This is a genomic window from Paenibacillus sp. J31R122 (assembly GCF_056269185.1).
Genome location: NZ_JBWDNM010000002.1, coordinates 306,607 through 330,389 on the forward strand (window position 1 = coordinate 306,607; position 23,783 = coordinate 330,389).

Consider the following 23,783-nt stretch of genomic DNA (forward strand, 5'->3'; position numbering starts at 1 on the left):
AGTGGATGAATTGAACAAACTAACTTTGGAGATGGCTAAACGATTGCTTGCGATCGCAGAACAGAAAGCCCATCAGATGGGGCTCTCAAGTGATATTGCTATTGTTGACGAAGGCGGGAACTTGATCGCCTTCTCACGGATGGATAATGCTCGGATTGCCGGTATTGACATTTCACAGAACAAGGCTTGGACGAGCGTAGCCATGCAGATGCCGACTTCCAACCTGGCGACAGCAGCTCTTCCAGGTGGTCCCTCGTTCGGCATAAACACGACAAACCACGGTAAATTAGTTATCCTCGGCGGTGGCATTCCGCTCGTTAGTGAAGGCAGAATCGTCGGCGGCATTGGAGTGAGCGGTGGTTCAAGCGCTCAAGACATCGAAGTGGCAAATGCTGCTGTTCAAGCATTCGAGAGCGTTCGCTATTTTAATGAAGCGGCATTAGTAACAGCACGTATTGGTTCATTTCAATCAAATTGGTAATGATGTGAATATTTGGAGTGATATATTTATTAACATGATAGGATTACAGCTGTAGCATGTCTTTAATTTGCTTACAGTTGTAATCTTTTTGTATTTATTGCGAGATTCTATTAGCGTTAGTGAGACTTAGTGCATATGTCTATCTCCATGGTTTGGATGTAATTCAATCAGGAGGATTTTTTTATTCCCTTCTAACGGACTTTGGGAACGGTTTTCCTTTACATAATCTTTACGTGTAGTTGATTTGTGGTTAATGTTGCGAATGTATAGTGTGATTGTTGATGAAAACAACAAATTCGCACAAATAGCCGAAATATGGAGGAGAACATCGTGAAAAAAAATCTCTCTTGGAAAGCAGCTCTAGCAATCAGTGTGATGGCTTTAGGAATTTCGGCGTGCGGCTCCGGGCAGCAATCGTCACCAGCGGCAAGTAATAGTCCGGCTCCGGCGGTGGAATTGTCGCTCGAGGAAATCGAAACGCAAGCAACAAAAGAGGGAAAGGTCGTCAGTGTTGGAATGCCCGATAATTGGGCCAACTGGAAGGATACTTGGAGCGATATCACAACGAAATACGGATTAACCCACACAGATACCGATTTATCAAGCGCGGAGGAAATCGCCAAATTCGAAGCTGAAAAGAAAAACCCGACGGCCGACATCGGAGATGTAGGAATTTCGTTCGGACCGATCGCGAAGGATAAAGGGGTAACGATGCCCTACAAGCCATCCAGCTGGGATGATATCCCGGACTGGGCGAAAGACAAGGACGGGCACTGGGTGGTTGCGTATCAAGGCACAATCGCGGTAATTACCGATAAGAAGCTGGTGAAAAATCCACCTAAAACTTGGGATGACCTGCTTAACGGCGATTACAAGGTTTCGATTACTGACGTATCCAAAGGGACGCAGGCACAAATGGCCGTATTGGCGTCGGCGATCGCGCACGGAGGGGACGAAAACAATATTCAACCCGGCTTGGACTTTTTTGCGAAATTGGCCAAGCAGGGCAGATTAGCTTCACTCGAAATCAACACCGGGGTTTTGGAAAAAGGAGAGGTTCCCGTTGCTTTACTTTGGGATTTTAATGCTTTGGGCTACCGCGATCAGATCGATCCGAACCGTTTTGAAGTCAGCATTCTGCAGGAAGGCAGCGTCGTCAGCGGCTATACCACCATCATTAACAAATATGCGCCCCATCCGAATGCAGCCAAAGCTACGCGCGAATTTATTTTGAGCGATGAAGGACAGATCAACCTGGCTAAAGGCTATGCACGTCCGATCCGGGAAAACGTGAAGCTGCCGGACGATGTCGCCAACAAGCTGATTCCAGCCGAGCAATACAAAAATGCGAAGCCGATCAAGGACTACAACGCTTGGGGAGAAACATCAAAAAAATTGCCAAAGCTGTGGCAGGAACAAGTGTTGATTCACATCAACTAGCTATCTTGGCTTTATGAAAGGATAAATCCGAATGAATCGCAAGGTAACGCTGTTTGCCATCGTTACACTGCTGCCGTTTGCCCTGCTCGTCGTCGGATTTTTGATACTGCCGTTGATCGCTATGATCCATGACAGCTTCCTTGCCGACGACGGCAGGACCTATACGCTCGAGCAGTATAAAACCGCCTTGACCAGTCCTTATTACTCCAAAGGCATGGTCAACAGCTTGCTCATTTCGTTATATTCCAGTGTTATCGGTATGGTCATTGCTCTGATAGTGTCGTATTCCATTACACGAATGCCGCAAAAAATTCAAACCTTCGTGATTACGTTTTCCAATCTGACGTCAAACTTTTCCGGCGTACCGCTTGCGTTTGCCTACATTATTTTGCTAGGAAACAGTGGACTTTTTACGCTTCTGTTGAAAGAATGGGGATGGAATCTGTTTGAGTCGTTCAATTTGTACAGTTGGAGCGGTCTTATCACCGTTTACGTTTACTTCCAAATTCCTTTGGCCATTTTGCTGCTCTACCCGGCCTACTCGGGCATTCATAAGAACTGGCAAGAATCCGCCGCATTGCTCGGGGCGTCGCCGTTTCAATTTTGGCGGCATGTCGGAATGCCCGTACTATTGCCCAGCGTGGCCGGGACATTCAGTATCCTGTTCGCCAATGCGATGGGAACTTACGCAACTGCTTATGCTCTCGTCGGCAGCAACTACAACTTGTTGACGATCCGCATCAGTTCCCTTGTAGCCGGAGACGTAGCCGTTCAGCCGCAGCTCGGAAGCGCGCTCGCCGTCATTTTGGCACTGCTGATGGTCGGGGCCATGTGGTGTAACGAACGCCTGATGCGGCGGTTCAGGAGAGATTTGACATGAACAAAAAATGGATTTCGTATCTCGTCGTTTTCGCAACGATCTTATATCTAATGTTGCCTTTGGCGGCTACGTTCATGTACTCGATCGCCAAAGATTGGAGCCATACGGTTCTCCCGGTTTCCTATACGCTTGACTGGTACAGGGATCTGTTTACAGATTCACGCTTCCTATCGGCCGTCGGGCGAACGATGACGGTATCGGTTATCGCAATTGCCGCGAGTGTGACGACTATGTCGCTGACCGTTTTCGTCGTATTCATGTATTTACCGAAGCTTGAACGTTTGCTGCAAACACTTGCGATGATTCCTTTCGCCGTACCGGGCGTGGTAGCCGCCGTTGGATTGATTAAGGTGTACTCGAGCGGTCCCATCGTGTTGTCCGGAACGATCTGGATCCTAGTCGGAGCGTATTATGTACTCGTTATTCCTTATATGTATCAAGGCATTCGAAACAGCCTACGTACCATTGACGCCAGGAGGCTCATGGAAGCGGCCGAAATATTAGGGGCAAGCAAAATCAAGGCATTTTCACTTGTCATCGCTCCGAATATTATAAATGGAATTTTGATTTCCGCCTTGTTATCGTTTTCGATCTTGATCGGCGAGTTTGTCATGGCCAATTTTCTCATTGGCGGACATTATGAAACGATCCAAATTTATTTGATGCGACGGATGAATGAAAACGGCCATATATCGAGTGCTATTGTGATAGCATACTTCCTGATCGTGTTGATCATTTCCTGGCTGATGCTGAGGCTGGGTACACGTTTCCGGAAGAAAGTAGAAATCAAGGAGAATGCGAAATGAGCTATGTACAAATCGATCAGGCGTTTAAGCGATACGCGAAATCTACAGTTCTGCAGCAGGTTTCACTGAGCGTAGAAAAAGGGGAGCTCGTCACCCTGCTCGGACCGAGCGGCTGCGGAAAGAGCACGCTTCTGCGCTGCATAGCCGGACTCGAAACGCTGGATGGCGGGACGATTCGCGTGAACGGGAAAGATATTTCCCAGCTGCCTCCGCAGCGCCGGAATGTGGGCATGGTGTTTCAATCCTACGCTCTGTTTCCTAATATGACGGTCTTTGATAACATCGCCTTCGGGTTGAAAATGCAAAAGCTGGCGCGTGAACAGATTGCTGCTAAGGTGAAGCAAGCGGTAGAATTGGTACACTTGTCCGGCAAAGAATCGGCTTATCCGCACCAGCTTTCCGGCGGCCAGCAGCAGCGCGTCGCCCTCGCCAGAGCGCTTGTCACCGAACCAGACATCCTTCTTCTGGACGAACCGTTAAGCGCGCTCGATGCCAAAATCAGAAAAAGCTTGCAGAGCGACCTTCGGAGTATTCAGCGGGATTTGGGGATGACGATGATTTTCGTAACGCATGACCAGGAGGAAGCAATGACGATTTCGGACCGCATTTTTGTCATGAATGGCGGGGAGATCGTCCAGCAAGGCAAACCGGAGCATATTTACGCCTCTCCGAAGAACGAATTTGTGGCACGTTTTATCGGTAACTATAATGTATTGACAAATGGGGAGCTTTTTCGGTTGACGGGACATTCGGTGAAGCCCGGAACGTATGCGATCCGCCCGGAAGTGATGGAGCTTTATCCGGACGGAGAAGCGCAGTCCGAACCGCGGAACAGGGGCTTATGGCTGGAAGGGGTTATTTTGAGTACGACGGTTCGCGGCAATGTGCGCCGTTACCAGGTTCAGTCTCAGGATGCGACCGTAACGATCGACGAACTGAATGTTCCGCACAAAGGCGCTTTGGACGAAGGTTTGTTCATTAGCGTGCGGATTCCGGAAGAAGCTTGTACTTTATTGGAATAGAGGGAGATTACAATGTCCGTATTGTCGGTTGAACGAAAAACCGCGATTCTTGATCGGCTGCAAGCTTACGGGAAGGTGAACGCGGCGGATCTGGCCCGCCTGCTTGACGTATCGATGGAAACCGTTCGACGGGACCTCGATGTGATGGAGAAGGAAGGATTGCTCAGACGCGTACACGGAGGAGCCGTTAAAATCAATTTTCAGCTGGGAGAGCCGCCTTTTGTTCAGCGAAGGCAGGTTCGCCTAGAAGAAAAGAAAAAAGTGGCCCAAAGAGCTGCTCAGTTAATAAAAGATGGAGATACGATCGTGATGGGTGTAGGAACCACAATTCTCGAAATGGCCCATTGCATTCGCGGAGTGAATAAAGTTACCATTCTGACCAATTCGGTGCCTGCGGCCCACGCCTTAATGGATTCCTTGAACCAAGGCTTGTACCATGGAAGGGTGATCCTGCTGGGGGGAGAATTGGATGTGGAGCAATACTCGGCAAGAGGTTCAGTTTGCGAAAAAATGATGGATCTGTTCAGCGTGAACAAGGCATTCATTTCCCCCGGAGGAATATCATTATCGGGCGTGACGGAGTACAGCCTGGAGGATTATTCGATTTCCTCCAAAATGATTCAAGTCGCAAAAGAGACGTTCATTCTCGCGGATCATTCCAAAATCGGCGTAGAAACGCTATGCAAATTTTCGCAATTGGATCAAATTCAAGCAATTGTTTGCGATCAGGCTGCGCCGCCATCGTGGAAGCCTTATTTGGAAAACATCGATTGGATTATAGCGGAAGAGAACACTATGGAATGCGGATAAACAACTAACAATAGACTGGGTGAACCTACATTGAAAACGATCAAAGGTATTTTGTTTGATAAAGACGGCACTTTAATCGACTTTTATTCCGGCTGGGTGCCGGTGGCGACGCAAATGGCTGATCGTCTGCTGGCGGACTTCGGCTTGCAAGAAGATCCTTCGGCCAAAGAAAGCTTGCTCGGCGCCATCGGTTTGAACGGCAATCAAATCGATCCGAAAGGGATACTCGCCAGCGGCACCACGCAGGATTTATCGGAAGCATTCGTTCGCGTGCTCAGGGAGAGACAAGCAAATCCGGATAAGCTGGAGCTTTTGCAGGATTGGTTGATCGAAGAGCTTTACCGGCTGACCAAATTGAATCGGCATAATTTAAAGCCGACCGCGGATTTACACCATTTGCTCGGGCAGCTTCGCAGCCACGGACTTAAAATCGGCATTGCAACGGCGGACGATCTTGAATCGACGAATTTTTTTCTGGAGCATGCAGGTGTCTCATCCTATTTCGACTTTATCGGCACTTCGGACTGCTACGAAAAGAAACCGAGTCCAAGCATGCTTCGCGCTTTTTGCGAGGCTTGCGATATAAGTGCGGAAGAAGTGGCCGTAGCGGGCGATACCGTGACGGATATACAGTTTGCCAGACACAGCTCGGCAGGTCTTGCCATCGGCGTTCTTTCCGGCGTCAGCGGATGGCCCGAGCTGGAGGATGCCGATCACGTGATACATTCCGTTGGAGACATCGTGGCGGAGGGCGGACGGTTAATCTGGCAGACAGACCTGCAGCAGGGAAAGGAAAAGGCGGAGAAAATCTCATGAACAGGGGTGGGAACGGCTTGAACCGTCGGAGGTAGTCGCGGTAATAGGCACAAATAAGCTATTGACTTCAAGATTGGCGATGCAGTGTTTCTCTCGGAAGAAGGCCCTTGACAGAAGCATTCCTGGCAAGGGCCTGAACGGCGTCGATTCGTTATTTGATTTTGTTTAAATATCTGTAAATCGTCGCTTCCGATGCGTCCAAATGTTTGGCGACTTCGCTTACTCCGCCTTTAAGCAAAAATACCCCTTTTTCGTTAAGCTTTCTGACGATATCCATTTTTTCTTGCGGAGACATTCGTTCAGGCGCGATTTCGCTATCGGACAGCACCCCTTTAATAAGGGACAAGAGGAGATCCTCGATGTTGTCCTCGAAGCTCTCCAGAACGTTCAGGTCGAAAGCCGATTTGGTCTGTTCCTCTTGATTATGCTCCTGATTGACAATATCGGCTACAGTGGAAAGCATAATGGCATCATCTAGGACGCTTCGGGCATTCATGAGATCGGTCAGGTCGACGTTCACGCAGATCATGCCGATGATTTCGTTTTGCCCATCCTTAATGAAATAACTCGAAGAACGAAACATTTTCTTGCTTTTGCCGACGCTTTCATAATTGCAAATGAAATGTTTATCTTTATAATTTTTGTCTTTCATTATTTTTAAAGCAAGGTCCGTTATCGGTCCGCTAACTTTTCTTCCACTAATATGACCATTTACAATTTCTACAATGGAGCTGTCTGGCTTGGTTACATCGTGCAAAACAACTTCACAATTTTTACCCATTATTTCAGCGATAAAATGAACGACGGGTATATACTTCTTGAGCTTATCCGAATTTTCCATGTACACCAACCTTTATTTGCCGTTTGTTATTCTGAGTCTATCAATAATAAATTATTATTTCAATAAAAATTTCTCGAAAATAGATTGAAATGATGAGAAACCTGTAGTAAGATAAATTCATCATCATGATAATAAATATTCATTATGATAATTTTTCCACTAGGGGGCCATTATATGCATACACCTGTTTCAACCGAGAACGCTCCAAGTGCAATCGGACCGTATTCACAAGCCGTAAGAATCGGAAGCTTCTTATTCGTTTCCGGGCAACTCCCGATCGATCCTGTTACGGGCGAGATGCCGGAATCCATCGAGGAACAAACCAGACAATCGCTCGAAAATGCAAAAGCCATTTTGTTGGCTGCCGGATGTGAATTGAAGCACGTCGTAAAAACCGTTATTTATTTAAAAGACATGAATACGTTTACAATGGTAAATAACGTGTATGCCACTTACTTTAGGGAAAACTATCCGGCGAGAAGCACCGTCGAAGTAGCCCGGTTGCCTAAGGATGCACTGGTTGAAATTGAAGTAACTGCTTATGTAAAAGAAAAGTAATCCGGAAGGGAGATGAGTGTAATGAATACGAGTGGCATCAAGACTAAAAAGTGGTTTACGCTTGCCGTTCTCATTCTGGGCGGGGGGACGATTTTCAAACTTCCGTGGTTGAAAGACGCATTTTACATTCCCATGATGGATTACTTTCATATGACGCATACGCAAATCGGTATTACAATGTCCGTATATGCCTTTATCCAAACCTTCGGTTACATCACCTCGATGTATGTAACCGACCGGTTCTCCAAGAAAAAATTGTTGCCGATCGCTTTGGCCGGTGTAGGGATTATAGGGTTTTATCTGACAACGTTTCCGGGTTATTACGAGATTTTGGTGATTTGGGCACTTTTCGCTTTATTTGCCGAGATTGCATTCTGGCCTGTATTGATCAAAGCGGTAAGATTGCTTGGTGAGAAAGACGAGCAAGGCAGAATGTTCGGTTTTCTGGAAGCAGGAAGAGGGGTCGTCGACACGATCGTAGCATTCACGGCACTTGGCATCTTCAGATGGCTGGGAGAAGGGGCGGCCGGTTTAAGAGGTGCCATCATATTCTTTTCCGTTATTGCAATTGTAATCGCTATCATTTCATATTTTCTTGTCGAGGACGACGTCATCAAGGATACGGACGAGCAAGGCAATAAAATCAATCGCAACAAATTGGCGTTTCAAGGAGCTCTTCAAGCCATCAAAATGCCTGAAATATGGGTAGTGTCGTTCACTATTTTCTCTGTATACTCCGTTTATATTGGCTTGACGTATTTCATTCCGTTCCTGAAAGAAATCTACGGGATGCCTGTTGCGTTAGTTGGTGCGTACGGGATTATCAATCAATACGGCTTGAAGATGGTCGGCGGACCGCTAGGTGGCTTCCTGGCTGACAAAACATTCAAATCCCCGTCCAAATATTTGAGAATGGCTTTCGTATTATCCATTATCGGTATGATCATCTTTATTTTCCTTCCGCATGAAACCATGAACATCTATGTGGGGATGCTGTTCACGCTCGCTTACGGTGCGATCATATTCACCCAAAGAGCCGTGTTTTTCGCTCCGATCGAAGAAGTCGGCATCCCTCGGGAAATTAGTGGCGCAGCGGTTTCCATCGCTTGCTTAGTTGGTTATTTTCCGTCAATGTTTGCCTTTACACTGTATGGAAGTATGCTGGATCGGACGCCGGGAATCGATGGATATAAACATGTGTTTATGACCATGATAGGATTTGCGGCAGTAGGCTTTCTTGTTAGCAGTTATTTGGTGAGGGTCGTAAAAAAGAAAAAAGAGCAAGCGGCAGAACAAGTTCTGTAGCCGTACTCAATAAACATCGGATACATGGAGGAGAGCGTACATGAAAATCGGTTTGGAAACAGAGAGCTATCACCTGCAGTTTATTACAGGAAGAATGGATATTTTTCAATTTATTAGAAAGACGGCCGAGCTTGGTTTGGACGGGGTCATGATCAATATTGTGGAGTGGCCGGGACTGCCCGGATGGGGAACGCTCGAATCGTTCGAACCCGAATATTTGAGGAGAGTAAAGGCCGAAATCCAAAAATACGGATTTTTTGCCGAAATCGATACGAACGGTACCGACCCTGCACACTTGTCACAAGTAATCGAAGCAGCCCATCAGATCGGGGCGGATGTTATCCGGACTTACACTTGTATGGGGACATACGACCAGGGCAGGCTGCTTGCAGCACCAGGTGACATTCGGAAAATTGTGCCGTTACTGCAGAAGTACAGAATTAAGTTGGCTGTTGAAAATCACGAGGAAGAGCTGACTAGCGAGGTTATCCGCATCATCGAGGAAGTCGGCAGCCCATGGGTACGCGCTCATTGCGATGTCGGAAACGGCATGATGGCATGGGAAGATCCAGTCGAAGCCGTCAAAAAATTGGCGCCGTATGCATTCACCACCCATTTTAAAGACCACATCATTGTTCATGACGGTGACGATTACCGGGTATGCGGCGTTCCTGTCGGTACCGGCAGCATCGACTTGGCGCAAATTTTCAAAATTCTTGTCGAGCAATCGAGCCTGACACGGATCAATGTGGAAATGTGTTTCCCTTATGCCACTGCTTTCAAAAGAGAACCGGGAGCCGGAGGCGTATTCGAAGTCGGTGAAGGAGCGTTTAAAGTCGAGCAGCCTCCTTATGACTTGTCCGACATCAAACCGCTCGATTATTATTATCCGCCGCAAGAGCTTATGGAGCAAATGATAGCCGATCAAGAGAGAGGCGTGGAGCAATCCATCAAGTATACGCTGGCTTTGAGAGATAAGTATTGCCGGTAACAACATAGCGGAAAAGACCGAAGAGGGGCATTCGTGCTCCTTTTTTTATATTCATTTTCTTATGAAGGGATCGCATACAATAACGATCCCATTTGTAAATGATGAAAAGTAGAAAAGAGGTCTATAATGAAGTAATGACCTTATCTATTATCCCGTATTCGACAGCTTCCTCTGCTGACATGAAATAGTCGCGATCCATGTCCTTCTCGACGCGTTCTAACGGTTGACCGGTTCGTTCAGTCGTAATTTGATTTAGCTTCGCGCGAATGTTTAAAATTCTTTTAGCGCTAATAGCAATATCGCTGGCTTGCCCCTGAGCTCCGCCATGCGGCTGGTGAATCATGATCTCACTGTTCGGCAGGGCGAACCGCTTTCCTTTGGAGCCTGCCAGTAGCAGGATTGCGGCGAAGGATGCGGCGAAGCCGGTACAGATCGTTTGTACAGAAGGCTTGATATATTGCATGGTATCGTAAATGGCGAAGCCAGCAGAAGTTGAGCCACCTGGACTGTTGATATACATATAGATTTCCTTATCCGGGTCCTCGGCAGTCAGAAATAGCAGCTGGGCGGTTATACTGTTTGCAACTTGATCATCGATCGCAGAACCTAGAAATACGATTCTGTCTTTCAACAATCTTGAATAAATATCGTAGGATCGCTCACCGCTCCTAGATTGCTCCACAACATAAGGTACAAAATTACTCATCTTGATCACTCTCCATCATTCTTTTTTTTCGGTTTCGACTTGTAAACGAAACAGCTGTCAGAAAAGATACGCATTTATGGTGAGTGGAGTTAGCCATATAATAAAGACATGCAGTGAAAACTTTTTCGTATTGCTGCGTATCCTATTGAGTGACTTATTCGTTTATAATTATAGATAATTATCTTTTGCTCTGGAGTAAGTTAAAGTTCGAAGGAGGAAGATTGAATGAACGCAGCTCATTTTATCGATAAAGTCAGTATTAATTCTGTTGGAAATAGGATGGAGCAGATGCAACAGGTTGTTTATCGTTATTGCTTGTCTATAACTGGTTCTCGTTGGGACGCCGAGGATTTGGCACAGGATACGTGGCTTAAAGCAATCGGCTCAACCAAACTGCTCGCGCATAATAATCACGAAGCCTTCTTGCTGCGAATCGCTAAAAATACATGGATTGATCAATCACGCAGAAAAAACGTAATCAATCGTATTTTAGAACGAGAACGTTTAAGGGAAATATCGTCGGAAAGCAACGCATTTGAGATTGAGAAAATCTTTCAAGCAATTATGAAGCATCAATCTCCTCTGCAAAGAGCTGTCTTTTTACTTCGTGATGTATTTGGTTATTCGATAAAAGAAACTGGCGAAATTCTCGAAATGACAGAAGGGGCTGTGAAAGCAGCGCATCATCGGGCACGCCAATCTCTTAGTGCCATCAAGCGGGAAATTATGGATGATACACAACCATTGCCTCAGACAGAAGCTCTGAAGTCGGTACTGCAAGCGTTCTTGAATTGTTATCTCTCGGGTGATGTTGCTCAGGTAGTGAAGCTGGCTCTTGATGAACAGGTTGCGCCAGAAGTTGCGATTGGATTAGCCCAAAATCAAAGAATAGCTGAGTCCCGTTCGAGGCGCTATGCTGAGCAAGTTTCTACTATAAGAATGGCAGCATAACAAGAAAACTCTTTCCATCGATCAGTCGTTGCGGTCTGAAAGATATATACAAATCAAAAAGGGCTGAACACAATTGTGTTCAGCCCTTTTTGATTTGCTTACTAGAGGTGGGGGATTTAGATATTAACGCAAAGTTTTCAACGCACCGCTCCAAGCGAGTACTTGATCAAGCATTCCGTTAACATTAGTAAGATGAAGATCAGCTGGTTTGAAAACAGATCCGTTCTCAAAATCAGTGAATAGTGATAATGCCGGGTGTACACGAACGTCAGCTACAGACAATTCTCCCAAGATCCCACGTAAATGCTCAGCAGCACGAGCTCCGCCAACAGAACCATAGCTTACGATACCTGCTGCTTTATTGTTCCATGCGTCACGTGCATAATCCAGTGCATTCTTCAACGCTCCAGTTATGCTGTGGTTATATTCTTGAACGATAAACACAAAACCGTCCAAGCTAGCAAGCTTTACATTCCATGCTGTAGCTTGTTCTGTAGCATCAGCTTCTCCAAGGAGTGGCAGCTTGAAATCTGCGATATCTACGATTTCATAATTAGCATCTCCGCGTTGATCAGCGACGCTTTTTACCCATTCGCCTACTTGTGGACTTAGACGACCTTGACGAGTACTACCTAGAATAATTCCGATATTTAATTTTGACATTGTTTTTCCTCCTCGGTTTTGGTTCTACCAAATAATTTGCCCAACAGAGCGACTTACAACACCGCTAATTTTTCTAAAGCTAAAATATAAATCATACTCCAACTGCCTTTAATTAGAGTATCTTTAACCTGAGACAATAATATCTAATTAAATCTCTTTTGTCAAGTGACTTACTATTAGTTAGTATTATTGTAGTGCTTGTACATTTAGGTAATAAGGAGGACATTCAATCATCCGTCAAGGTTATCGAAATTACATTACGCGGTATATGACCAAGTTATTACTCATATGGTATGGAGGAGAGTGAAGACTAAGGGAGGAGATGTAATTGCCGGATGAGTTTGTCGTACGTTCATTAGAAGAAGTAAGATTTTGGTCACGGATTATGAAGGAGCATTCCTTATTTCTTAAATTGGGATTCCGCTGTGAAGATACACAATTGATTAATGAGGCTAATCATTTTTATACAATCTTTGAAAAAATCGAAAGCAGGGCTAATGCATTTACGGTTGGTACAGATCCTAACGTTATTAAAAGGTTCAATGAGGAAGTCCATATTGCAGTATCTTATATATGGGCTTTCAAAAGAAAAGTACTTGGGCTGATATTGACGTGTCAGCTTCCCGGTGCCAACAATTTCCCCTTGTTAGTTGACCATGTAAGCAGAGAAGCAAATTACTTTAGAAACCGGTTAACAGAATTAAATCTGGGCAGGTTAGAACCATTGCCTGATGCCATAATTGACGAGAATGTATTTTTCCTAAAAATAATGGCCGACCATGCCAAGTTTATTAGCCATTTACTTGATCCTTCAGAACGTAAGCTAGTTGAACAGGCAAATAACTTCAGTCAAGAATTCGACCAGCTATTATTCCAAGCGAAGGACTTGGAATCCATGCGTCCGCAATCGCAGACAAAACCACTCCTTGACCAATTCCTTGATCAGAACAGAGTATCGGTAAAATCACTTCGAGATTTCAAGAAAACAGCTCGTGATTTAATTGAAGCCTGTCGAATAAAGAGCATTATTCACCCGTTATTGGCTGATCATGTATTCCGCGAAGCAGAGCATTTCTTAATCATTATTGACATGTTTGAAAACAGTCTGAATGGCAAACCTGTTCAAGCTAAAAATCATTTTGGGTAAAATACTTATCGCTTTGTGGTCCGCATACTCTGCGGGCTTTTTTATATGGGCAGCTTAACAAAGTGTGTATAAAATAAGGGGGGCTAAGCAAAATAGATGATGTATTCATCTTAGGTTTGATTTAGAGAGAGGTGGGGGTGGAAGAATGGATGAAATAAAATGTGATTTCTCTCCATTGAAAGTAGCTGTGGAAAATAGACTTCAGCAATTAAGCTTATCCACTGAAGCTTTGATAAAAGGATTAGAACACGATGCTGGCAATTGTTTGTTAAACGAGTTCCATAGTATGAAGGTACAATTTTTAGAAACGGAATCACTCGCTTCAACCTTTTACTTAAAATGTTACCTCGCTCCATATACCGCTAAATACGACGAGCTGTCCAAAGCCATTTTCAATTTATCACAGCGGCGTCATGGGGCACTTTTCGTCATACAAAGATCAGATCAAATTGATAGGTTTATTACGCGCGGAGTACCTGTTTCTGCGATGCTGACACATTCGCTGCTAGAATCTATCTTCACTCCCGGCGGCCCGCTTCATGACGGAGCGGTCTTAATTCAAGGTGATAAAATCATGTCCGCAGCAAACGTTTTACCTTTAACCCAAAGGGAGACGGAACAGAAGAAACTTGGTACAAGACATCGCGCAGGGCTGGGATTATCAGAATTATGCGATGCGCTTGTCATTATAGTATCGGAGGAAACGGGACAAGCATCCTTTAGTTTGGATGGTACTTTGTATCCTTTTTCTCCTGGGTAGTGATCTAGATATGAAATTATCTACTTGCTTTTTTATCAATTGAGTAGTAAAGTGATGGCAAGACTAACGAGGGGAGGAAACGAAATGCGTAATAATACGATAGGCTCGCTCATCTGGTTACGCTTAATGCGTTTTACGAACCAAAGTAACCAAATGTCGAATGACTTTTTAAAACGGTTTGAAATAACGACTGCTCAATTTGATGCACTCGTGCAAATTCGTACCTATCAGCCACTCACGCAGATGGAGTTAGCTGAGAAAGTTACAGTTACGCAAGGTGGTATTTCACGCATGCTCGTACGACTTGAGAAAGAAGGCTATATTGTTCGTAAGCAAGACTGGAAGACAAAGACAATAAGCCTTACAGAGAAAGCAGAAGCTATTTTAGAACAAGCAATGCCTGAACAATTAGCTTTCCAAACCTCATTTTTCGAGGATGTATTAAATGAAGAAGAGCAAAGAACACTATACACATTAATGACTCGTGTCCATAAACATAGCCAGAAAAAAGAATTACCGCCTGAGTAATTTTTTTGCCCTATCAATTGACTAGTCAAGTTATAAAGAGGAGGAAATATAATGTATACCATTCCTGGACATCATCACATATCGATGCTGACAAAAAACGCGCAAAAGAATAATGAATTTTATCAAAACGTATTAGGGCTTCGCAGAGTGAAGAAAACTGTAAATCAGGATAATCCTACCATGTACCATCTGTTTTATGGTGATTTAACAGGCAGTGCGGGAACTGAGCTTTCATTTTTTGAGATGCCTATGGCAGGAAGTACAGTTCGTGGAACAAATGCAATTACGCAAATTGGTTTACTTGTTCCAGCATTTGAAAGTCTCGTATATTGGAAAAAACGTTTTGAGCAATTAGATGTAAAGCATGACGAAATTACAAAATATGCTGGACGAGACGCTTTGCATTTTGAAGATCATGAAGGCTTAAGAATGATATTGATCAACAATAACGGCGAAGAGGTTCCTGAACAATGGGAAGCATGGGAGGATTCCGTCGTTGAGCCTGAGCACCGAATTTTAGGTATGGGTACAGTCGAGATTACTGTCCGACACTTAGATCGATTAGCCAACACTTTAACGGACATGTTTGGTTATATAGAAGTGTTTCGCTCAGATTCCGAAGCGGTTTATCAATCTGTTGCCGGTCAGACATTTGGAGAGATTGTCGTTATACAGAAAGAAGGACCGAGTGAAAAGCCTGGAAAGGGCAGCATTCATCATTTAGCAATCCGCGTTAATAACGAGGATGAGCTTCGCCATTGGGATGAGGTTGTTAAGGAACGCGGCTTTCACTCATCAGGTATTATAGATCGTTTTTACTTCCAAAGCTTATATTTCCGCGAATCCAATGGCATCTTATTCGAAATCGCTACAGATGGTCCCGGATTCACCAAAGATTCAACGGTCGAAGGGCTCGGAAAAAAATTAGATTTAGCACCATTTCTGGAAGCTCGACGTGCAGAAATTGAAGGAAATCTAATACCACTTGATTGAAAAGGAGACAATAAAGATGGAAAAATATCGTATTCATAAAAATAAAGGTCTAGAATTCGGATTGTATTCGATTGGGGATCATTTACCTAATCCACATACAGGAACTATGATTAGTTCTGAAGAGCGCATTCATGAATTGATCGAGGCAAGCAAGCTGGCTGATGAGGCAGGGCTTGATGTATTTGCAGTAGGAGAAAGTCATCAAACGTATTTCACAACGCAAGCTCATACCGTTATTTTAGGGGCAATTGCTCAGGCCACAAAAAATATTAAAATTGCCAGCTCGGCAACTGTGTTAAGTACTTCCGATCCTGTTCGTGTGTATGAAGATTTCGCGACGATTGATTTAATCTCGAAAGGTCGAGCAGAAATCGTCGCTGGGCGAGGGTCTCGTGTAGGGGCATATAGCTTACTTGGCTATGATGTGCGTGACTATGAAGAGTTATTTGAAGAAAAACTAGAGCTGCTAGTGAAAATAAATAATGAGGATAAAGTAACATGGGAAGGCGAATTCCGCGCACCGCTGCAAAACGCATCCATTTTGCCGCAACCTCAAAATGGTCATATGCCAATATGGCGTGCAGTTGGCGGTCCGCCTGCAAGTGCGATCAAGGCAGGACATGCGGGTGTTCCGATGATGCTTACAACGCTGGGTGGTCCTTCAAGCAGCTTTAAAATATCGGTTGATGCATATCGTGAAGCAGCAGAGCGCAGTGGCTTTGATCCAGCAGCTTTACCAATTGCAACAACGAGTTTATTTTACACAGCTGAAACGACACAGGACGCGCTTCGTGAGTACTATCCACATGCTAATTCTGGTATGCAAGCGTTGCGAGGCGGCGGTTATCCAAAACAACAATTTGCGCAATCAACAGATTTTCGAGATGCTTTAATGATTGGCAGTCCACAGCAAATAATCGAAAAAATGCTCTACCAATATGAATTATTCGGCCAACAGCGTTTTATGGCACAAATAGATTTCGGTGGCGTTCCATTCGATAATATCGCGAAAAATATAGAGCTGATTGCAACTGAAATTATGCCAGCGATTAAGAAACATACAGCAACAAAGGGCACCACCCTCACTAATAATATAAAAAAGATAAAAGACACAGGACAATCATTGAATATTGAATACAATGTATAGTAAATAATGCAAAGTGAGTGATAAAAGGTGCCTTCAAAAAAAGAATTAACCAATAAAACGGCAGTGCAGTGGGTAGGTCAACCAGTCATAATTGTACTGAAGGATGGTCGACAATATGTAGGTACGATGAGTAGTATTGAGAACAATGTACTGATGTTATCCGGTTTACAAGTTGAGAATAAGCTGCCAGCTTCAACAATTAAAAGTGGAGATAAGGCTCAGATATCAGGCTTTTTAGATTCCTTTTTTAGCGAATCAGCGTTGAATAATGGAACTAGCATGCTCGGATTTATTAACGGAATGATCCCTAATATTCGTATTGGTATGAACTTGCTTCAATCGATTATGCCTATAATGGGAATGTTTAAAACTTAATAACCAACAGAACCTTTGCTCTTGCAAGGGTTCTTTGGTTATATATCTACTATTACTAGTTAACTCTACGTTTCCAGCAAAATTTCGCCTGTTTGTGACAGGTCATAGCCTGTAATGGACTGAAGCTCTTTCTTAAAATCTTCTGATCTGAGAATATGGAGCAGTGAATTAATCCAAGCTTGATTGTTGGCGGTTTTGAGCATGACGAGATCATAACGCTCTTTAATTAAAGGGATAAAATCGATATTACCGACAATTGAGGCTGCTTTTTCAATGCCTACGCCAACATCCACTTCGCCTGATGCCACTTTCGACGCCACCCCAAGATGATTGCTCTGTTCTTGATCATATCCGATAATTTGATTAGGCTTCATGCCATGAAGACGAAGCTGTTCATCTAGTAATACACGGGCACCGGAGCCTTTCTCGCGATTTACAATTCGCAAGCCCTGGATTCCTAAATCAGACCAGCCATTCAGTGATAAAGGATTGCCTTTCTTGACATATAATCCTGCATTTCTGGAAAGCAAATTGACAACGATATAGGAGGAACCAACAAGCAGCATTTTAATATAGGGGAGGTTGTATTCACCTGTATCTCCATCAAGAAGATGAGTGCTGACGATGTCAGATTCCCCGCGGTACATCGAAATTAGGCTGTCAAGGCTTCCTACATAAGAACGAAGAGGACGGATACCAACCAAGTTTTTTTCCATATACTTCCCTAAAATATCAAGGCTGAGATCCTGACCTGTAATAACGATAGGACGAGGTCCTGTATTGGAAGGTTGCGAATGTGATCGAGTGGGTGGGTCCATTATAGTTAGAAGTTCATTGGTTTGCATTCCTTTGGCTCGCTGCTTATAGGTTTCTAAATCGGCCGGATCTACTCGCATCTGCTTGCCAACACGGTAAGAGGGCAGCTCGCCTTTTTTTATAAGGTCATATACGGTGAGTTTGGATATTTTAAGCAGCTTGGCAATTTCTTCGGTCGTATACGAGAAATCGCTGGACATCATGCTCCTCCTTATTAGCTGTACTAGCTAGTTTACTTTTATTTTTATTGTACCATATTAGATAGGTACGTTTTGTATATTACATTTACAAATTAGACGAATAATATATATAATTCATATTAGATATTATTATTTATATCTAAACATAACATCGGAGGGTTACAAATGTTTAAAATGATTAAAGGTTATATGGTCTTATCTTTTTTAGTTACGATGACGTTAGTCTTTGCAGGCTGTGGGGCTGCACAAAATACGAATATAAATACGAATACAGGCACATCAACAGAAAGCACAATCGAGCCTAGCCAACAACCAATCAAAGAGGTAGAGCTGACGATCTCGGCAGCAGCCAGCATGACCGATGCTTTAACGGAAATACAGAAAATTTATGAAGCTAAATTCCAAAATATTAAATTAAACTTCAACTTCGGCGCGTCCGGCGCGCTGCAGCAGCAAATTGAGCAAGGGGCGCCAGCTGATTTGTTCCTGTCAGCGGCAGTTAAGAATATGACGGCACTTGTAGATAAACAGCTAATTGATCCGAACCAACATATAAACTTATTGAAAAATGAGCTTGTCATTGTGGTTCCAGTTGACGGTAAAATGCGGATTGAAAATATGACCGATCTAACGAAAGAGGAAGTAAAAACAGTTGCGATTGGCATTCCGGAAACCGTTCCAGCTGGCAACTATGCTAAGGAAGCGTTGACGAACGCGAAGGTTTGGGATGCTTTGCAGGTTAAATCCGTACAAGCAAAAGATGTAAGACAAGTGCTGCAATACGTGGAAACTGGAAATGCGGATGCAGGTTTTGTATATAAAACAGACGCTCTAACATCCGATAAAGTAAAGATTGCTTATTCAGTTGACGCAGCAACTTATAAGACGATTCAATATCCGATTGGTATTGTTAGGGCCACTAAGCATAACAAAGAAGCCGAGGATTTTTACACGTATTTGCAGTCGAAAGAAGCTCTTGATGTATTTGTTAAATATGGCTTTTCTGTTCCGAACTAATTATGGCAACTATAAACTGGCATGATTTCTGGCTGCCCATTCGGATTTCCTTACAAGTAGCATTTCTTTCTAGCTTAGTGGTTGTTCTGTTTGGCGTGGCAATAGCTTGGTGGATGTCCCGCCGCTCGTTTAAAGGTAAGATTGTTCTAGAAACACTGTTTATGCTGCCCTTGGTTCTTCCGCCAACTGTAGTAGGCTTTTTGTTACTTGTAATGTTAGGAAGGAGAAGCTGGATTGGTGAATGGATAGAATGGCTGTTTTCCGCGCCCATTATTTTCTCTTGGTGGGCAGCAGTTGTTGCATCTATCGTGGTTTCTTTTCCTCTTGTATATCAAACAATGAAGGTGGGCTTCACTTCTGTAGACCGTGACTTGGAGGATGCGGGTCGTTCAATTGGGGCGAGTGAGTGGGAGGTATTCAGGTACATATCGCTTCCGTTAGCATTTCGCTCACTCATTACCGCATACATTTTAGGGTTTGCACGAGGTCTTGGCGAATTCGGAGCTACGCTGATGATAGCGGGTAATATTCCAGGTAAAACACAGACGATACCAACTGCCATCTACGTTGCGGTAGATTCGGGCAATACGCCAATGGCATGGGCTTGGACTTGCGCGATTATAGTTATTTCATTTTTACTGCTGCTTATGGGTCGGAAAAGCTCTTAGTACTCTTCAGTTACTCGACTTTAGTTAGCGAAAGTGATAATTTATATATTAGATTTGTCGTATTTGACTGTATTTCGTACAATCAGGCCTACATTAAAACGACGTGTTTGAACTTAGGCTGTATATCATACAATCTAATCAACCTTTTTGCTGACAAATCGTCTCTAGCTTCCTATTTGATTGTATCTTTTCCATTCAAACACATTGAAAGTGGAATTATAAGCTGTTTGAATGTAACAAATCCACTCTAATCTGCCCTAAATATAATTTTAGTTTCGAATAAGCGAAGTATTAAAAACTAAGCTCTTAATGACTAAAAGTCGATCTACTACGGGCTAATACATACGTAGTACGAAGAAAGCGCAGGCAGTGGTATTTGTATGAGAGTTAACAAATGGATAATGATAGAGTAATGCGGATTGATTGGTTTTTCTGACAAAAATAGCGGTATAAAGTATGCTGCCCAGCAAAACAACATAAACATCATTAAATTTAGAGATGCTTGAGATATCAAGCTCTTTTTTTTGATTTATTTGTCCCATGCTCAAAGTAATGGTGTTCTATTTTGGTCATTTTTTCATATTCTAATAGGAAATTTTCAAAAAATGTGGAATTATAAATTGTGGAATTAATACATATTAAAACTAGATTTGAGAGGTAGAAGATGAATCAATTAACAGAATCCTATATAGATAGTTTGGCGCTGAACAGCACTGCAATTAAGAATGGCAAGGATTTGGTCAAGAAGAACAAATTTTCCAAGCTTTGCTGTTCCCCGGATCAGACCCTTATTTTTGGCGAGTGCAAAGGAAGTGGAAGTAGTCCATACCTCTGTTCCGTTGACTTCATTAAAGCTGATGCTCCGATTTTCCGCTGCTCCTGTCCTAGTCGGCAATTTCCATGCAAACACAATTTAGGATTAATGTATGCCTATACATCGGGTAATCCGTTTGAAACAACTGACCTTCCTCAAGATATTATGGACAAAAGAGAGAATGCTGAAAAGCGTGAAGTAAAGAAAAAAGAAGGGGCAAGCGGGGAAAACGTCAAAAAACGTAAGCCTAATAAAGCAGCATTGGTGAAAAAAGTATCGTCTCAATTAGAAGGGATCGGCATTTTAGAGAAACTCATTCTCCAACTTATCCAGTCTGGGTTAGGGAGCATCGACAAGAAAACGCTTAAAACATTGGATGAGCAGTCGAAGCAGTTAGGCAACCATTATATCCCTGGAATTCAGACAGCACTGCGGGAATTGCTGCTTGTGCTTCAATCCGATGATGAAAGAGAAGACATCTATTCTTTCGCGATAGGGCAAATAAACATCCTTTATTCATTGGTAAAGAAAAGCAAGGACTATCTACAGAGCAAAATAGATAATCCGGATCTAACTATGGATGTTGATTCCACGCTTGAGGAATGGATCGGGCATGCTTGGCAATTGGTAGAGCTCCGTGAACATGGCCGGGTACAAGCAGACGCTGAGCTGCTGCAGCTATTTTTCCGCTCATATACGGATGAAGCCCGTGGTGAGTATGTCGATGAAGGATGTTGGATGGAGCTACATACCGGCAGCCTACAAATGACACGAACGTACAGACCTTTCCGTGCATCTAAATACATCAAGGAAGAAGATTCATCCTATGAAGTGCACAAAGTCAAAGAGCTATTCGTCTATCCTGGGGATATGAACCCACGCGTGCGGTGGGAAGTGGCGGCGACTCAGCAGCCTGAGCAGCTAGATTATGATAAGATTCGATCGCATGCATGTAAGTCTATTCCCGAGGCGCTCAAGCAGGTCAAAAATCAGATCAAAAACCCGCTCTCGGAGAAACATCCGATTGTACTCTTAGATTATGTGGATATTGCGAGCGATAAGGATGGCTTCCTGCTGGTAGATAGACAAGGTAAACAGCTGCGACTTGCAGATATTTTATGGCTGAATCATCCAACAACACCATTACTCTCGATGCTGAATCGACAATATGTCAGCAATCACGCAATTCTGGTTATGTTTGAGCATGACCTCGAGCACAATCAATTATCAGCTCAGCCGTTAAGCATCGTTGCATCTGATCATATTATTCGTTTGTTTTATTGATGAACAGGATTAGGAGATATGTTAATGAGTATAACTATTTTATTTGACTTGCAGCATGAATTGCGCCGGCTTTACATAGCGGGAAGTGGAATGGCGGCAGGTGATTTGAGACTTGGTAAAATACTGCCTCAGTTGCAGAAATTAGGGGAAACAGCTCCCATATTTAATAGATTTGCACAAGGAGTTAATGAGCTTCTGTCGTCGGACAGAGCAGAAGCAGCAACAAGGCTGCTTGAATTAGGTACACTTCTACATTCCGTCCTATACACACAGGGAAAAACAGAGGGGGTAGGAGAAATATCTTCTATAGTAGGTACAGAAATCAAGTCTGTCACCACTATCCCTTACCGTAAGATCGCCCCTTTGATCGAAGCATTAACGCAAAAAGGTCAAGGGAGACTTGAACAGCTGCACAATGCTTACAATGAAGGATTGTTCAATGACTTCCGTGTGATTCCCGCGGCAATCACCGCACTGGATGACAGCTATGCAGAAATTCCAGAGTTTCTTTTTCACAAAGTCATTTCACAATATGGATCAGATGCTCTCCCTTTACTGAAGCAGCAGCTACAACTGCAAGGGGGTAAAGGGCACGCCCGCAGACTTCAGTTAATTTATCATATAGAGGGAAGGGCTGCTTTGGATCTATACCTAGAAGCTGCGACACAAGGATCTGTCGATGTACGTGCTACTGCGATTGAACTACTAGGGGAATTTCCAGAACAAGAGCAATTCCTTCTGGAACAGGCTGATGAAAAGAAAAAAGAAATTCGAAGAGCAGCCCTGTCAGCTTTATCAAAGCTTGGTTCAGCTAAAGCACAGGATCGTCTATTTCAAGCTTTGACATCCAAAGACTTTGAACTGGCAATTGAGCCAGTCCGTCTGTGCGGATCGGAAGAATTAATCCATCGCGTCATTCGACAAACGGAAGACGTGCTTGCTGAAGTGGTTGCTGGAAAGAAGAACGAAGAGCAGGAACAGCATCTCATTTCATATTTATCAAGTATGGAAGGCGCGACTTCGAATGAACTCTTTTTACTGCTGCAAAAAATACTATCCGTTCCTGCTGCTAAAACAGCCAAGCTGGATCGATTACAAGAGCTAGCCGTGCAAATGCTCCTGTATCTAGATAAGCCTGAGGCATATGCATTTACTGTTGGTCTGCAGCAGGCGTATAATCGCAGGTTCATTGCCTACAGTTTCCAGGCAGCGGTTCACAGTCTGTCACCGGAAGAGGTATATGAGCGATATGCTCCTGAGCTGAACAATAAACGAACTTCGGCGGCCAAGGAGTTATTACGTACGATGGATATGATTTCGGAGAATATCTCGGATCTGGTAAGTGGCCATTCTGTACAAAAAAACTGGGACCCAAGATGGGTTCATTTGTTAATAAAACTGGATGAGAAAGAGCTTGTCACAAAGTTTGTATTTCATTCCGATTCTGCAGTTGTCTCATATCTTACGAAGCAGTGTACTGCTCATCCGAAGTTTGATTATGTTACTGTCGATATGCTGCTGGCGCTATATCACCTTAAAGTTGATTATGCACCCGAAATGGTGATGGATATTTTGGAGCGAGATAATAAGAGTCATTTCTATTATTTAACTCCATCACAAGACATGCTTCTTTCCTTACTTCCACCCGTCTACGCGGATAGACTCCGACAGTTTGCAGAATCATTGAAGTACGAGAGCGTCAAACAACAAATGATGGATATCGCTGATCGTGTGGCTGCCAAACAATCCTAATTGAACAGAAAA

At 43.7% G+C, this 23,783-nt stretch carries 24 protein-coding genes and 1 pseudogene; 21 read left to right on the forward strand and 4 right to left on the reverse strand.

Features of this window, described 5'->3' with window-relative positions; genetic code table 11:
* Nucleotides 1–10: 10 nt before the first annotated feature.
* From AC0YN7_RS04540 to AC0YN7_RS04570, 7 genes are all read left to right on the forward strand, one after another.
* Nucleotides 11–481 carry a GlcG/HbpS family heme-binding protein gene (locus AC0YN7_RS04540; RefSeq protein ID WP_475808764.1) on the forward strand — a complete coding sequence of 157 codons (471 nt, stop codon included), beginning with the start codon at nucleotides 11–13 and terminating at the stop codon, nucleotides 479–481.
* Nucleotides 482–796: 315 nt separating this feature from the next.
* Nucleotides 797–1,921 carry an ABC transporter substrate-binding protein gene (locus AC0YN7_RS04545; protein ID WP_475808765.1) on the forward strand — a complete coding sequence of 375 codons (1,125 nt, stop codon included), beginning with the start codon at nucleotides 797–799 and terminating at the stop codon, nucleotides 1,919–1,921.
* 31 nt (nucleotides 1,922–1,952) lie between these two features.
* Entirely contained in the window at nucleotides 1,953–2,801 is an 849-nt protein-coding gene (locus AC0YN7_RS04550) for an ABC transporter permease (protein ID WP_475808766.1), read from the forward strand.
* Nucleotides 2,798–3,607, forward strand: a complete 810-nt coding sequence (locus AC0YN7_RS04555) for an ABC transporter permease (RefSeq protein ID WP_475808767.1) — start codon at nucleotides 2,798–2,800, stop codon at nucleotides 3,605–3,607. The genes AC0YN7_RS04550 and AC0YN7_RS04555 overlap by 4 nt, the downstream gene beginning before the upstream one ends.
* The gene (locus AC0YN7_RS04560; protein WP_475808768.1) at nucleotides 3,604–4,629 is read left to right on the forward strand and encodes an ABC transporter ATP-binding protein; all 1,026 of its coding nucleotides are present in this window, start codon (nucleotides 3,604–3,606) and stop codon (nucleotides 4,627–4,629) included. Before AC0YN7_RS04555 ends, AC0YN7_RS04560 begins: the two co-directional genes overlap by 4 nt.
* A gap of 12 nt (nucleotides 4,630–4,641) precedes the next feature.
* Nucleotides 4,642–5,439, forward strand: a complete 798-nt coding sequence (locus AC0YN7_RS04565) for a DeoR/GlpR family DNA-binding transcription regulator (RefSeq protein ID WP_475808769.1) — start codon at nucleotides 4,642–4,644, stop codon at nucleotides 5,437–5,439.
* 30 nt (nucleotides 5,440–5,469) lie between these two features.
* Nucleotides 5,470–6,255, forward strand: a complete 786-nt coding sequence (locus AC0YN7_RS04570; RefSeq protein WP_475808770.1) for an HAD family hydrolase — start codon at nucleotides 5,470–5,472, stop codon at nucleotides 6,253–6,255.
* 151 nt (nucleotides 6,256–6,406) lie between these two features.
* Here the strand turns inward: AC0YN7_RS04570 and AC0YN7_RS04575 are convergent, their stop codons facing one another.
* A complete protein-coding gene (locus AC0YN7_RS04575; protein ID WP_475808771.1) occupies nucleotides 6,407–7,096 on the reverse strand; it encodes a helix-turn-helix transcriptional regulator in 690 nt (229 codons plus the stop codon).
* Between the two features lie 174 nt (nucleotides 7,097–7,270).
* Between AC0YN7_RS04575 and AC0YN7_RS04580 the strand changes: the two genes are divergently transcribed.
* Genes AC0YN7_RS04580 through AC0YN7_RS04590 form a run of 3 tightly spaced genes read left to right on the forward strand, consistent with a single transcriptional unit; the run spans nucleotide 7,271 to nucleotide 9,950 of the window.
* Complete coding sequence (locus tag AC0YN7_RS04580) at nucleotides 7,271–7,654, forward strand: RidA family protein (RefSeq protein WP_475808772.1); 384 nt, start codon at nucleotides 7,271–7,273, stop codon at nucleotides 7,652–7,654.
* 21 nt (nucleotides 7,655–7,675) lie between these two features.
* The gene (locus AC0YN7_RS04585; RefSeq protein ID WP_475808773.1) at nucleotides 7,676–8,959 is read left to right on the forward strand and encodes an MFS transporter; all 1,284 of its coding nucleotides are present in this window, start codon (nucleotides 7,676–7,678) and stop codon (nucleotides 8,957–8,959) included.
* A gap of 40 nt (nucleotides 8,960–8,999) precedes the next feature.
* The gene (locus AC0YN7_RS04590) at nucleotides 9,000–9,950 is read left to right on the forward strand and encodes a sugar phosphate isomerase/epimerase family protein (RefSeq protein ID WP_475808774.1); all 951 of its coding nucleotides are present in this window, start codon (nucleotides 9,000–9,002) and stop codon (nucleotides 9,948–9,950) included.
* Between the two features lie 121 nt (nucleotides 9,951–10,071).
* On the opposite strand, the gene clpP is transcribed toward AC0YN7_RS04590, so the two are convergent.
* Nucleotides 10,072–10,656, reverse strand: a complete 585-nt coding sequence (clpP, locus tag AC0YN7_RS04595; protein WP_475808775.1) for an ATP-dependent Clp endopeptidase proteolytic subunit ClpP — start codon at nucleotides 10,654–10,656, stop codon at nucleotides 10,072–10,074.
* Nucleotides 10,657–10,881: 225 nt separating this feature from the next.
* Here clpP and AC0YN7_RS04600 point away from each other — a divergent pair, with 225 nt between their 5' ends.
* A complete protein-coding gene (locus AC0YN7_RS04600) occupies nucleotides 10,882–11,607 on the forward strand; it encodes an RNA polymerase sigma factor (protein WP_475808776.1) in 726 nt (241 codons plus the stop codon).
* Nucleotides 11,608–11,730: 123 nt separating this feature from the next.
* On the opposite strand, the gene AC0YN7_RS04605 is transcribed toward AC0YN7_RS04600, so the two are convergent.
* Nucleotides 11,731–12,270, reverse strand: a complete 540-nt coding sequence (locus tag AC0YN7_RS04605) for an NADPH-dependent FMN reductase (protein ID WP_475808777.1) — start codon at nucleotides 12,268–12,270, stop codon at nucleotides 11,731–11,733.
* Nucleotides 12,271–12,598: 328 nt separating this feature from the next.
* Between AC0YN7_RS04605 and AC0YN7_RS04610 the strand changes: the two genes are divergently transcribed.
* From AC0YN7_RS04610 to AC0YN7_RS04635, 6 genes and pseudogenes are all read left to right on the forward strand, one after another.
* Nucleotides 12,599–13,417, forward strand: coding sequence for a DUF2935 domain-containing protein (locus tag AC0YN7_RS04610; protein ID WP_475808778.1), 819 nt, complete (start codon nucleotides 12,599–12,601; stop codon nucleotides 13,415–13,417).
* 145 nt (nucleotides 13,418–13,562) lie between these two features.
* Nucleotides 13,563–14,177 (forward strand): sporulation-specific diadenylate cyclase CdaS, encoded by a 615-nt coding sequence (cdaS, locus tag AC0YN7_RS04615; protein ID WP_475808779.1) that lies wholly within the window; start codon nucleotides 13,563–13,565, stop codon nucleotides 14,175–14,177.
* Between the two features lie 84 nt (nucleotides 14,178–14,261).
* Nucleotides 14,262–14,705: a MarR family winged helix-turn-helix transcriptional regulator gene (locus AC0YN7_RS04620; protein ID WP_475808780.1), complete on the forward strand. Its 444-nt coding sequence runs from the start codon at nucleotides 14,262–14,264 to the stop codon at nucleotides 14,703–14,705.
* Between the two features lie 51 nt (nucleotides 14,706–14,756).
* Nucleotides 14,757–15,698, forward strand: a complete 942-nt coding sequence (locus AC0YN7_RS04625) for a ring-cleaving dioxygenase (protein ID WP_475808781.1) — start codon at nucleotides 14,757–14,759, stop codon at nucleotides 15,696–15,698.
* Nucleotides 15,699–15,714: 16 nt separating this feature from the next.
* Nucleotides 15,715–16,761 (forward strand): annotated as a pseudogene (locus AC0YN7_RS04630) (LLM class flavin-dependent oxidoreductase); the annotation flags it as partial.
* 111 nt (nucleotides 16,762–16,872) lie between these two features.
* Nucleotides 16,873–17,220: a hypothetical protein gene (locus AC0YN7_RS04635; RefSeq protein WP_475808782.1), complete on the forward strand. Its 348-nt coding sequence runs from the start codon at nucleotides 16,873–16,875 to the stop codon at nucleotides 17,218–17,220.
* A gap of 65 nt (nucleotides 17,221–17,285) precedes the next feature.
* Here the strand turns inward: AC0YN7_RS04635 and AC0YN7_RS04640 are convergent, their stop codons facing one another.
* The gene (locus AC0YN7_RS04640) at nucleotides 17,286–18,236 is read right to left on the reverse strand and encodes a substrate-binding domain-containing protein (protein ID WP_475809109.1); all 951 of its coding nucleotides are present in this window, start codon (nucleotides 18,234–18,236) and stop codon (nucleotides 17,286–17,288) included.
* Nucleotides 18,237–18,401: 165 nt separating this feature from the next.
* Between AC0YN7_RS04640 and modA the strand changes: the two genes are divergently transcribed.
* From modA to AC0YN7_RS04660, 4 genes are all read left to right on the forward strand, one after another.
* A complete protein-coding gene (modA, locus tag AC0YN7_RS04645) occupies nucleotides 18,402–19,253 on the forward strand; it encodes a molybdate ABC transporter substrate-binding protein (RefSeq protein ID WP_475808783.1) in 852 nt (283 codons plus the stop codon).
* 2 nt (nucleotides 19,254–19,255) lie between these two features.
* On the forward strand, nucleotides 19,256–19,921 hold the full coding sequence (modB, locus tag AC0YN7_RS04650) for a molybdate ABC transporter permease subunit (protein WP_475808784.1): 666 nt from the start codon (nucleotides 19,256–19,258) through the stop codon (nucleotides 19,919–19,921).
* 664 nt (nucleotides 19,922–20,585) lie between these two features.
* The gene (locus AC0YN7_RS04655; protein ID WP_475808785.1) at nucleotides 20,586–22,019 is read left to right on the forward strand and encodes an SWIM zinc finger family protein; all 1,434 of its coding nucleotides are present in this window, start codon (nucleotides 20,586–20,588) and stop codon (nucleotides 22,017–22,019) included.
* Nucleotides 22,020–22,043: 24 nt separating this feature from the next.
* Nucleotides 22,044–23,771, forward strand: a complete 1,728-nt coding sequence (locus AC0YN7_RS04660) for a HEAT repeat domain-containing protein (protein ID WP_475808786.1) — start codon at nucleotides 22,044–22,046, stop codon at nucleotides 23,769–23,771.
* The last annotated feature ends 12 nt before the right edge of the window (nucleotides 23,772–23,783 follow it).

What these genes read in the sequence shown, in the direction of transcription:
- AC0YN7_RS04580 (WP_475808772.1), top strand. Translation starts at nt 7,271, where the DNA reads ATGCATACACCTGTTTCAACCGAGAACGCTCCAAGTGCAATCGGACCG.
- AC0YN7_RS04655 (WP_475808785.1), top strand. Translation starts at nt 20,586, where the DNA reads ATGAATCAATTAACAGAATCCTATATAGATAGTTTGGCGCTGAACAGC.
- AC0YN7_RS04575 (WP_475808771.1), bottom strand. Translation starts at nt 7,096, where the DNA reads ATGGAAAATTCGGATAAGCTCAAGAAGTATATACCCGTCGTTCATTTT.
- AC0YN7_RS04620 (WP_475808780.1), top strand. Translation starts at nt 14,262, where the DNA reads ATGCGTAATAATACGATAGGCTCGCTCATCTGGTTACGCTTAATGCGT.
- AC0YN7_RS04600 (WP_475808776.1), top strand. Translation starts at nt 10,882, where the DNA reads ATGAACGCAGCTCATTTTATCGATAAAGTCAGTATTAATTCTGTTGGA.
- clpP (WP_475808775.1), bottom strand. Translation starts at nt 10,656, where the DNA reads ATGAGTAATTTTGTACCTTATGTTGTGGAGCAATCTAGGAGCGGTGAG.
- AC0YN7_RS04545 (WP_475808765.1), top strand. Translation starts at nt 797, where the DNA reads ATGGAGGAGAACATCGTGAAAAAAAATCTCTCTTGGAAAGCAGCTCTA.
- AC0YN7_RS04565 (WP_475808769.1), top strand. Translation starts at nt 4,642, where the DNA reads ATGTCCGTATTGTCGGTTGAACGAAAAACCGCGATTCTTGATCGGCTG.
- AC0YN7_RS04555 (WP_475808767.1), top strand. Translation starts at nt 2,798, where the DNA reads ATGAACAAAAAATGGATTTCGTATCTCGTCGTTTTCGCAACGATCTTA.
- AC0YN7_RS04605 (WP_475808777.1), bottom strand. Translation starts at nt 12,270, where the DNA reads ATGTCAAAATTAAATATCGGAATTATTCTAGGTAGTACTCGTCAAGGT.
- AC0YN7_RS04660 (WP_475808786.1), top strand. Translation starts at nt 22,044, where the DNA reads ATGAGTATAACTATTTTATTTGACTTGCAGCATGAATTGCGCCGGCTT.
- AC0YN7_RS04550 (WP_475808766.1), top strand. Translation starts at nt 1,953, where the DNA reads ATGAATCGCAAGGTAACGCTGTTTGCCATCGTTACACTGCTGCCGTTT.
- modB (WP_475808784.1), top strand. Translation starts at nt 19,256, where the DNA reads ATGGCAACTATAAACTGGCATGATTTCTGGCTGCCCATTCGGATTTCC.
- AC0YN7_RS04640 (WP_475809109.1), bottom strand. Translation starts at nt 18,236, where the DNA reads ATGTCCAGCGATTTCTCGTATACGACCGAAGAAATTGCCAAGCTGCTT.
- AC0YN7_RS04590 (WP_475808774.1), top strand. Translation starts at nt 9,000, where the DNA reads ATGAAAATCGGTTTGGAAACAGAGAGCTATCACCTGCAGTTTATTACA.
- AC0YN7_RS04585 (WP_475808773.1), top strand. Translation starts at nt 7,676, where the DNA reads ATGAATACGAGTGGCATCAAGACTAAAAAGTGGTTTACGCTTGCCGTT.
- AC0YN7_RS04625 (WP_475808781.1), top strand. Translation starts at nt 14,757, where the DNA reads ATGTATACCATTCCTGGACATCATCACATATCGATGCTGACAAAAAAC.
- modA (WP_475808783.1), top strand. Translation starts at nt 18,402, where the DNA reads ATGTTTAAAATGATTAAAGGTTATATGGTCTTATCTTTTTTAGTTACG.
- AC0YN7_RS04560 (WP_475808768.1), top strand. Translation starts at nt 3,604, where the DNA reads ATGAGCTATGTACAAATCGATCAGGCGTTTAAGCGATACGCGAAATCT.
- cdaS (WP_475808779.1), top strand. Translation starts at nt 13,563, where the DNA reads ATGGATGAAATAAAATGTGATTTCTCTCCATTGAAAGTAGCTGTGGAA.